This window comes from Eubacterium sp. CAG:161, assembly GCF_000432355.1.
Lineage (GTDB): Bacteria > Bacillota > Clostridia > Lachnospirales > Lachnospiraceae > Eubacterium_G > Eubacterium_G segne.
This window is the reverse complement of sequence record NZ_HF991860.1, coordinates 24,155-33,895: the sequence shown is the minus strand read 5'-3', so window position 1 is coordinate 33,895 and position 9,741 is coordinate 24,155. Positions and strand designations below refer to the sequence as shown.

General features: G+C 34.6%; 10 protein-coding genes and 1 pseudogene. 3 read left to right on the top strand and 8 right to left on the bottom strand.

What is annotated here, in order from left to right:
• The 7 genes from Q5O30_RS04805 to Q5O30_RS04775 all read right to left on the bottom strand — a co-directional run.
• Window positions 1-230, bottom strand: a 230-nt coding sequence (locus tag Q5O30_RS04805) for an RtcB family protein (RefSeq protein ID WP_302674591.1), incomplete at its 3' end; no start/stop codon positions are given.
• A gap of 87 nt (window positions 231-317) precedes the next feature.
• Window positions 318-1,220, bottom strand: coding sequence for a WYL domain-containing protein (locus Q5O30_RS04800; protein WP_021952621.1), 903 nt, complete (start codon window positions 1,218-1,220; stop codon window positions 318-320).
• Complete coding sequence (locus Q5O30_RS04795) at window positions 1,210-2,439, bottom strand: WYL domain-containing protein (protein ID WP_021952620.1); 1,230 nt, start codon at window positions 2,437-2,439, stop codon at window positions 1,210-1,212. The genes Q5O30_RS04800 and Q5O30_RS04795 overlap by 11 nt, the downstream gene beginning before the upstream one ends.
• Before the next feature lie 25 nt (window positions 2,440-2,464).
• The gene (locus Q5O30_RS04790) at window positions 2,465-4,285 is read right to left on the bottom strand and encodes an ABC-F family ATP-binding cassette domain-containing protein (RefSeq protein ID WP_021952619.1); all 1,821 of its coding nucleotides are present in this window, start codon (window positions 4,283-4,285) and stop codon (window positions 2,465-2,467) included.
• Between the two features lie 29 nt (window positions 4,286-4,314).
• The gene (locus Q5O30_RS04785) at window positions 4,315-4,788 is read right to left on the bottom strand and encodes a pyridoxamine 5'-phosphate oxidase family protein (RefSeq protein ID WP_021952618.1); all 474 of its coding nucleotides are present in this window, start codon (window positions 4,786-4,788) and stop codon (window positions 4,315-4,317) included.
• Between the two features lie 23 nt (window positions 4,789-4,811).
• The gene (locus Q5O30_RS04780) at window positions 4,812-4,988 is read right to left on the bottom strand and encodes a hypothetical protein (RefSeq protein WP_302674590.1); all 177 of its coding nucleotides are present in this window, start codon (window positions 4,986-4,988) and stop codon (window positions 4,812-4,814) included.
• A 319-nt stretch (window positions 4,989-5,307) separates the two neighbouring features.
• Window positions 5,308-5,760 carry an Hsp20/alpha crystallin family protein gene (locus Q5O30_RS04775; RefSeq protein WP_021952615.1) on the bottom strand — a complete coding sequence of 151 codons (453 nt, stop codon included), beginning with the start codon at window positions 5,758-5,760 and terminating at the stop codon, window positions 5,308-5,310.
• Window positions 5,761-6,236: 476 nt separating this feature from the next.
• Here Q5O30_RS04775 and Q5O30_RS04770 point away from each other — a divergent pair, with 476 nt between their 5' ends.
• From Q5O30_RS04770 to Q5O30_RS04760, 3 genes are all read left to right on the top strand, one after another.
• Complete coding sequence (locus Q5O30_RS04770; RefSeq protein ID WP_021952614.1) at window positions 6,237-6,713, top strand: MarR family winged helix-turn-helix transcriptional regulator; 477 nt, start codon at window positions 6,237-6,239, stop codon at window positions 6,711-6,713.
• 8 nt (window positions 6,714-6,721) lie between these two features.
• Window positions 6,722-8,053, top strand: a complete 1,332-nt coding sequence (locus tag Q5O30_RS04765; RefSeq protein WP_021952613.1) for an MATE family efflux transporter — start codon at window positions 6,722-6,724, stop codon at window positions 8,051-8,053.
• Window positions 8,054-8,146: 93 nt separating this feature from the next.
• Complete coding sequence (locus Q5O30_RS04760) at window positions 8,147-8,989, top strand: YitT family protein (protein WP_021952612.1); 843 nt, start codon at window positions 8,147-8,149, stop codon at window positions 8,987-8,989.
• A gap of 61 nt (window positions 8,990-9,050) precedes the next feature.
• On the opposite strand, the pseudogene Q5O30_RS04755 reads toward Q5O30_RS04760, so the two are convergent.
• A pseudogene (locus Q5O30_RS04755) lies at window positions 9,051-9,741 on the bottom strand (hypothetical protein); the annotation flags it as partial.

Below are 9,741 nucleotides of genomic sequence, written 5' to 3'. Positions count from 1 at the left end.
CAGCCGATATCAACACCAACCACATTAGGAACTACCCTGTCTTTTATGGTCATGGTAGTTCCTATGGTACATCCTTTTCCAGAATGAACATCAGGCATAATTCTTATTTTTGCCCCTTCCGTCATTGGGTAATCACACATTCTTCTTATCTGCTCAATTGCTTCATTCTCAACTACCTTTGCGTAACAAATTGCTGTATTGACTTTTCCCTTGATTTCAATTCTATCCATATTTATCTCTTCCTTTCCTTTGATAAATACATAATACATTTCATTTATCAGGTTATCATTGAAAAAAAGTTGCGAACTCAAAAGAATTCACAACTTTCTCTGTCTTAAAAGTCTTTCTTTTATTTTGTCTCTAAAATCATCAGGCCCCATTACCTCAATCAATGGGCCAAATGCCAGTATTCTTATAAGTATTTCCGTTTCATCATCCACACAATACTTCAGTTTAATTTGATATGTATCATTATCTAACTTAATTGTTTCTTTTTCCAAATCCGAAAAACTTAGCATAGCCCTTTCAAGAGCCTTCCTATAATCCTTCAACCGCAAAATAACTTCACCAAACGCCAGTTTCCTTTTTCTTACACTATCTTTTTCAAAGCCCTCCATCACCTGACATTTCGTAATTTTTTGCATATTAATGATATACTGAGTGCCTTTTAAGCTTTCTGCAACAAGCCTGAATTTGTCATCCTTAGACGAATACTCCAGACCTTTCGGAATTAAGGTATGGATGCGCTTTCCTTTCCTGCCTTTATAAACAATTCTTACAATCCTTCTTTCCTTTATTGCCACAAGTATAAGTCTGAAATGCTCCCTGTACTCAATATCATCATAAGGATCTCCATCTGAATATCTGTCAAAATACACAAAGGTATCCTTGTCATAAAGCGGCTCCACATCCTCAAGTCCGTCAAAAGAAGGTTCAAACAAACTAATTCTTTTGTCAGATAAAATAGCCTTAAGCCACATTTTCTCTATTGTTGTAAGAGGCATATCCGGATTATTCTTTAAAGGCGTCTCAAAATTATCATCCATTAAAGGCCACTGCTTTTTTAATAATTTATCAGGAATCACCGTTATACTTTCGCCAAATGCCTCTTTTCCCGTTATTTCCTTAATTTTATCAAGGCTAATTTCACCTTTCACAGCTTCCTTCAATATTTTTCCCACTACATTGTAGTAAATTCCATATACTTCGTTAAATATCATTCTTTTCTCCCTGGTACATGGAATACATTGCCTCTAAATCATCATAGAAAACCTTTTCCACGGCATGATTGCTGCATTCCAACTTCTCTATTCTCCCAATAAATGTTCTTATCCATGGCATCATTTCCTGTGCACTATAAACATCCGCCTCAAATTCAACCGTACTTTCGTTTGCTCTTGTTACTGTGCCACATCTTTTTTCACGCATAAGTCTGTTAATAATAAATTCTTCACCTTCCTCTATGTTTATTGTCATTTTCAAATGTTCTAAAATTCTGCTGTCTCTTTTTCCTGAAGAAACTCCCCACATATGTGCCCCAAACTTATCTCCATAGGAATCATACAGCTGATGATTTTTCTCAAAACCTATGGTTCTTATTTTTTCAATATTATCTATTCGGTACATGGCAGGTCTGCGTTCCCGGTAATAATATCCCATTAAATATTGTCGTCCGTTTTGTGTACTTATATATATTTTAAGAGGAAATACCCTAATCTTACTGCTTTTCATTGTTAGTTCTATTGATTCATTTCTTTTTTTACATAATAAAATATCAACTATTATCTGCTGCTCTAAAGCCTCCATCATGTATCTGTGTTTAAAGGAAAAATAATCCCTGTTTCCGTTGTATTTGTCTAAAATAAAAGAACCAACAACTCCCACCGGTGTTTCTTCCGCAGCAAAGGCTACAGCATCCATCCCATCTTCACCTATATAAACACTTTTTCCTCTTTCATAGCTGATTCCGTTTCCCTGCCTAATCTCATTAATAAGACCTAAATCAACATATTCTTTTACTTTATTTCTTATTGTCGACTCATCAGGTAACATATCAGTATCAAAAAAAGAAAGATATTCAGAATAAACCCTTTCTGCAATTTCCTTAAAGCTATGGCATTTTTCATCAGCTAAAATATCCATTATATAAAAATGAAGCACAATATCTTTATCTGTAAAACTTTTTGCCTTATAAGCCCTATACAGTGGATTGTGAAGAATTTTTCTGCTGTCAACGGAGAAAAATATCTGTTTGCCACCGGACTGTTGTCTGAAATTCATATAATCTGAAAGCCAGCTTTCTATTCGTCTGCGCTCATTATCATAACTTCTGGCGCTTTTTTTATCAAAATCATTTCGGGTGTGAAATCCATAAGCATAAAAATCCCGCATATAATTACGGACTTTATCAAATTTTTTAATTAACTCACTATACGCCATTAACATCACCTGCACTGTATTAACATTACTGCTGCTGAATTTTCTTTGCCAAATCTTCCAGATACTCCCATCTGTCCATTTTTTCCATTAACAAAGCTTCCGTTTCTTCCTTCTCATCCATCAATTCCTTTAATTTCACGGAATTAGTGGCATTTTTGTTCATATCAATATCTAACTTTTCAAGTTTTTTCTCTAATTTTCCAATATCATCTTCTATTGTGTCATATTCCCTTTGTTCATTATAAGAAAATTTAAGTTTCTTATTTTTACTTTTATAAACTGTTTTCTCCTGCCTGCCTTTTGAAGCCGGCTTCTCCTGTTCTTTGGTGTGTTCCACTTCTTCCTGTTTCTTATTGTAATAATCCGTATAACCGCCTTCATACTGTTTTATTACTCCATTTCCTTCAAAAGAAAATATTCTCCTAACTACCCGGTCTAAGAAATATCTGTCATGGGATACCGTAATAACAATTCCGTCAAAACTATCTAAGTAGTCCTCTAAAATTGTCATGGTTTCAATGTCCAAATCATTTGTAGGCTCATCTAATATTAAAACATTCGGTGCCTCCATTAAAACCCGAAGCAGGTTAAGTCTTCTTTTCTCTCCTCCGGAAAGCTTCTCAATTTTGCTATATTGCTGAGAGGACGGGAACAAAAACCTCTCTAACATAACAGAAGCTGAAACCAGCCCCTCCTGCGTTCTCACAAATTCCGCAGTGTTTTTTATATAATCAATTACCTTGTCATCAGGGTTCATATAGGCAATGCCTGCATCTTTGTCATTTTCAATTTCCTGGGTGTAATATCCGATTTTAATCGTTTGTCCAATATTAACTATTCCACTATCAGGTTTTATTCTGCCATCAACTATTTTCATTAAAGTTGTTTTTCCGCAACCGTTTTTTCCTACAAAACCTACCCTGTCACCTTTTAAAAAGTTGTAGGAAAAATCCTTTATTAACACATTTTCACCGTAAGCTTTGCATATGTTTTCCATTTCAATGGTTGTTTTTCCCATTCTTGATTTAATGCTGCTTAACTCTATTTTGTCTTCTGTTTCAATTCCCTTTTGATTTTTCAAATCCTCATATCTTTTAATATGTGCTTTCTGCTTAGTAGACCTTGCCCTAGCTCCCCTTTGCATCCACTCAATTTCTTTTCTTAATATACTTTGTCTCTTTCGCTCACTTGCCTTGACGCTGTCTTCCCTTTCTGCCTTTCTCTGCAAAAAGCCTGAATACTTTTCATCATAGCTGTATATTTTTCCTTTGTCTAACTCAATTATGCGGTTGGTCACACTGTCAAGAAAATATCTGTCGTGAGTAACCATGACCAGTGCCCCTTTAAATGCTTTTAACTGATTTTCCAACCATTGTGCCATTTCACTGTCTAAATGGTTGGTAGGCTCGTCCAATATTAATATATCACATGGGGTAATAAGCACTGAAACCAACGCCAGCCTTTTTCTCTGTCCCCCTGATAATTCCCCTGTTTTTTGTTCAAAATCCGTTATGCCCAGTCTTGTCATCATAGACTTAGCCTTTACCAATTCGTTTTCATTGGCATGATGATGTATCATGTTTTGAACACTTTCTAACACTGTATCCCCGTCATTAAACTTAGGATTTTGTGGCAGATAGTGAATCATCATATTTGATGCCTTTATTACCTCTCCCTCATCCGGCACTTCCAATCCTGCCATAATTTTCAGTAAGGTAGACTTACCTGTTCCATTTATTCCAATAACTCCTACTTTTTCCCCTTCATGAAGATAAAAGCTTGTGTTGTCAAATAATTTTCTTTCAGTATATGAATGTGTTATGTTTTCTAATGATAAAATATTCAATTTAGTTCCTCGCTTATATTATCCCTATTTTAGTGGATGTTGTTTCTTCTTTTTCCTGTCATGTCCTCAACCTCTAACTTGAAAACGGTTGTTACAGGTATCGGCTTTGTGTTAAAAACAAAATCCTCTGCATGATAATGTCTCATAAGTATTTTCAATGCTTCAAACTTATCTTCTTCAGCCACGAATTCAATTGTACCATGGCCTATAACACTTTCATATCCCATGGTACAGCTCATTCTCTCTTCATAAAGTATGAAATTATGGTCACAATCCATTTCAAATGTTACCTTATTGTTTTTTCTAATTAAATCCAGTTTCTTTCCTTCATTTGCACAGTGGAAATAAAGAGTCAGTTTCCCATCCTTTACCTCATGTCCAAAATTAAGTGGCACAATATACGGATACTCTCCATCATTTAATGCCAGCCTGCATGTATCACATTTTTTTACTATTTCCATCATTTCATCAAAATCTGTTATTTCTCTGTCTTTTCTTCTCATATCTGATTCTCCTTCTATTTTCCCTAAATGTTAATTATGACGTACTCTGATTTACATCCTGTCTTAAATTTTATTGCCCAATCGGAAATTCCCGATGTGACAACAAAATTGGTATTTTCCCTTTTTTCATAACCATAAACTCTGTCATCTAATCCCTGAACTAACTGTGTCATATCTTTTCTTCCGTTTTCCTTTTCCACCTCTTCAGAACGATCCTGTCGTCCAATTATATAAAGCTTCCCTTGAAAATTTTTTCTATAAATCCATATTTTCTGATTCTACTTGTTAAATATACCACTCCTGCTATAGATGCAACTAATAAAAAGATTAGCAATAATAACCACAGTATCATATCAATCGCCTTCTATTTCTTAATTTTAAACTATATTCAATTTTAGCCGAAATTTTTCTTATTGTAAACTCATTCTAACCCTGTTATTTGCCTTAATTTATGACGTAAAAAAGGAAGTGCCAAAGGCTTTTAAACCTTTGACACTCCCTTTTATTTTATGGAATGGATTATCCTTCAATTGCAATGTATTTGTTCTTTTCCTCAATTGGTTTATTTTCCGCTTTTGGAACGCTAAATGATAAAATACCATTTTCATATTTAGGATGTATATCCTCTACTGTAACGTGGTCACCTACATAAAAGCTTCTGCTCATGCTGCCTGCATAACGTTCACGTCTTAAGTAGCTGCCCTTCTTATCCTTTTCGTCTTTGTCTAATCCCTTAGCTGCACTAATTGTTAAGACTCCGTCTTCTAATTTAACTTTGATTTCATCTTTCTTAAATCCCGGAAGATCTATATCCACTTCATATCCATTTTCTGTATCCTTAACATCTGTCTTCATTAAGTTCTTTGCATGTTTACCATACAATTCCTTATCTACATCCTCAAATGCAGGGAATGCAAAATCATTCATAAAATCATCAAATAAGTTTTCTCCAAAAATACTAGGCATCATCATAAGTCATGTCTCCTTTCAAAATATAATTAAAAAATTTTATTTCGACACTATCGGAGAAATCCGAGGTGTTGTTGACTTGAACTTAAGGCTCTGCGACCAGGAATCTTGAACTCATATTCTTGACTTCTTATGTCTCTTCCTTTGTTCTGACTATGTTATAGCTCTTTTTGTTAGCACTGTCAAGAGGTGAGTGCTAATTTTTTTGTGAAAATTTTGTGAACGCTAACAACCATGCAAAATGGTAAAATAACGTCCTGCAAGTGAACTTGCGAGGACGTTTATTTTTCTCTTATTCTTTTTGCAAATTATTCATCCACTTCTTTACCAATTCTACTTCAGATTTTTACTAATATTATTTTGCCCTACTCAAATTTTTGTGGCAACAAAATTTGCTTATATCTTGTACTTGACACAAGTCCGATTTCGTACTATGCTGTTAAGTACGAAATCAGACTTGTAGGAGTGATTTATAATTTATGAATACAAAAAATATTAAAAAACCTGAAATGAGCCCCGCTCTTTTGGAATCAAATAAATTATTTAAGGAATTTAATAACATCTATCACGATGCCGCCCTAAAACTTGGAATATCCAACAGTTCACTAGACATACTATATTCAATCTGCGAGTTAGGAGACGGTTGTCTTCAACGCGATATAAGTAAGAGTACATTTATTCCCAAACAGACAATTCATTCTTCTATTCGTTCACTGGAAAAATTAGGATACATTTATTTAAGCAACGGTAAAGGACGAAACATGCACATAAACCTTACTGATGCCGGAAGGGATTATATTAAGGAGACGATTTACCCTATTATTACTTTAGAAAATGAAGCCATTTCAAGTCTTACGGAAGATGAGCGACGTCAAATGCTTATTTTGCAAAGCAAACATATAACAGCCCTTAGAGAAGCATTTAACAAAATTAAGAACCACGAGGAGGCGGAATAGAGATTAAAATGAGTACTCAATTATCAGAACATTTCACATATTCAAAACTGCTTAGATTTGTTATTCCACCTATTATTATGATGATATTTACGTCTATTTACAGTGTGGTTGACGGCTTATTTGTATCTAATTATGTGGGAAAGACTGCCCTTGCCGCCATAAATCTTATCCTTCCATTTATCATGGCAATATCAGCCCTTGGATTTATGATTGGAACAGGAGGAAGTGCCATTGTGGCTAAAACTCTGGGAGAAGGTAATAAAAAGAAAGCCAATGAGTATTTCTCGCTTTTAGTTTATGTAACAATTATATTTGGTATTTTACTTGCCATTATAAGTTTTTTCCTTATTCCACCTATTGCCAAAGCTCTAGGTGCAACAGGAGAACTTTTAAATAACTGCATACTATACGGCCGGCTGTCCCTTATTTCCATAACAGCCTTTATGCTTCAAAATGTTTTTCAAAGTTTCTTTGTTACTGCGGAAAAGCAAAAGCTGGGATTGGGTGTCATAATAGCTGCCGGAGTTACCAATATTGTTCTTGATTATATTTTTGTTGCCCTGTTGGGTTTTGGGCTTACAGGTGCTGCCATTGCAACAATTTGTGGTGAATTTATAGGTGGATTATTTCCCATACTATATTTTGCAAGACCTAATTCCAGTCAGCTTCGTCTTGGAAAAACCCACTTTGAAGGGAGGATACTTTTAAAAACCTGTGCCAATGGTTCATCTGAACTTATGACTAACCTTTCCAGTTCAATTGTAAACTCTCTCTACAATATTCAGTTAATGAATTTTGCCGGGGAAAACGGAGTAGCTGCCTATGGTGCAATTATGTATGTAAACTTTATTTTTATGTCAATATTCTTTGGTTATTCAATAGGAAGTGCCCCTATAACAAGCTTTCATTATGGTGCTAAAAATCATCGTGAACTAAAAAGTCTGTTTAAGAAAAGTCTTACATTTATTGGTGTCTCCGGTATCGTTCTTGTTGTTCTGGCACAGTTATCGGCTTCTACCCTTGCCTGGTTATTTGTAGGATATGATAGTGATTTATTTGAAATGGCTTTAGCAGGCTTTAGAATATACTGTCTTGTTTATTTAATAAACGGGTTCAATATATTTGGTTCCTCATTCTTCACTGCCTTAAACAACGGGCTGGTTTCTGCTGCCATTTCCTTTCTCCGCACACTGTTATTTCAAATTGTGTCGGTGCTTATTTTGCCGGTTATTTTCGGTATTGCAGGAATTTGGTCTGCAGTAAATGTAGCAGAAGTTTTAACATTATGTGTTACTATTTTCTTCTTTGTGGGACAAAGGAAAAAATATAATTATGCTTAAGTTTTATGGCATATCATTTGTTGACTTTATGTGTAATGAACGTTAAAATTTTTATAACAATTAGTGTGTTTAGAAATTATATCAGGAGTTATTATGAAATCTAAATTGAAGAATTTTAGCCTTCTTACCATAAGCACTTTAATAATGGCTGTAGGCATTTACTTTTTTAAATTTGCTAACAATTTTACTTTTGGTGGCATAACGGGTATGGCAGTTTTAGTTGCCAGGTTTACTCCACTGTCAGCCGTTGATTTTTCATTTATTGCCAATATTTTATTACTTATTATTGGCTTTATAATACTTGGACGTGATTTTGCAGCTAAAACTGCTTACAGCACTATTTTACTTTCAATTTCATTGTCTTTACTTGAAAGGATATTTCCTATGAGTAAGCCCCTTACAGACGAGCCATTGCTGGAACTGGTTTTTGCCATACTTCTTCCTGCTCTAGGCTCTGCCGTTTTATTTAATATCGGGGCTTCAAGTGGTGGAACAGATGTTATTGCCATGATTTTGAAGAAATATACCAGCGTAAATATTGGAAGAGGACTTCTCTTTTCTGATATCTTATTTACAGCAGCCGGTTTCTTTGTTTTTGATGTAAAAACAGGTCTCTATTCAATGCTTGGACTAATTGTCCGTTCAGCCCTTATTGACAACTTTATTGAAAGTCTTAACCGTTCAAAATACTTTCACGTTGTCTGCACTGACCCCAAACCTATCTGTCAATACATAGAAACCACACTAAAACGTGGTTCCACACTGGTATCTGCCACTGGCTCATTTACGGGAGATAACAAATATATTATTCTTACGGTTTTAAGTCCAAGTGAAGCGGTTAAGCTTCGTAATTTCATAAGGGAAAACTCTCCGGGAGCTTTCCTGCTTATTTCAAATACCAGCGAAATTATTGGAAAAGGGTTCCACTCAGTTTAGAGTGAAACCCTTTTATGTATTCTATATTTTTATTTTATCTACTATATGGCAGCCATAATCTTTATATGGNNTGGCAGCCATAATCTTTATATGGAAGATTATAATATTTTTCATAGTCCTTAGCCTTTGCAAACAAAGCATCATAAACCCTGCCCTTTAGTTCCATCCATGCATGTCCTGTGTCGTGAACTACATAAACATTTTTGTACCCACATTCATGTACCATAAATGCCAGTGCTGATGACTGGGAAACGCAACAGCCTTCACCCTTTATAAAAATATCATTGGCAAATGTAGATTCCCAACCTTTCTCTTTATATATCTTATTTAGAAAACGATATCTTTTATAAGGTATGTCAGAAATCCAGTCAAAGCATTTTCTTAATTTCACTTCTTTTGAATCCGTTGACTTGCATATTTTATCCACCATTTTTCTTGCTCTAATCATGGTTTTAATTTTTTGAGCATTAAGTTTTGTTATTTTTGCTCTGCCGTTTTTGCAAATTCTTATTCCGTCAATAGTTCTATTTTTAAGCTGTTTACCATTTGAACGTCCAAAGAAGTAAAAATGTTTATTATATTTTGCCCATCCTTTAACCATTACACCATTTTCATCAAATAAATATCTGCTTTTTTTAATGGTAATAACCTTATTTTTGACCTTTTTACCTTTTACCACATAATATGTTTTTCCCTTTTTGGTAACCAGTTTACCCGACAACTCATCTGACTTTTTTGTGGCAGTTGTCACC

Coding starts and splice junctions, on each gene's coding strand:
- Q5O30_RS04800 (WP_021952621.1), bottom strand. CDS start 1,220: ATGATATTTAACGAAGTATATGGAATTTACTACAATGTAGTGGGAAAA.
- Q5O30_RS04795 (WP_021952620.1), bottom strand. CDS start 2,439: ATGGCGTATAGTGAGTTAATTAAAAAATTTGATAAAGTCCGTAATTAT.
- Q5O30_RS04785 (WP_021952618.1), bottom strand. CDS start 4,788: ATGAGAAGAAAAGACAGAGAAATAACAGATTTTGATGAAATGATGGAA.
- Q5O30_RS04775 (WP_021952615.1), bottom strand. CDS start 5,760: ATGATGATGCCTAGTATTTTTGGAGAAAACTTATTTGATGATTTTATG.
- Q5O30_RS04770 (WP_021952614.1), top strand. CDS start 6,237: ATGAATACAAAAAATATTAAAAAACCTGAAATGAGCCCCGCTCTTTTG.
- Q5O30_RS04765 (WP_021952613.1), top strand. CDS start 6,722: ATGAGTACTCAATTATCAGAACATTTCACATATTCAAAACTGCTTAGA.
- Q5O30_RS04760 (WP_021952612.1), top strand. CDS start 8,147: ATGAAATCTAAATTGAAGAATTTTAGCCTTCTTACCATAAGCACTTTA.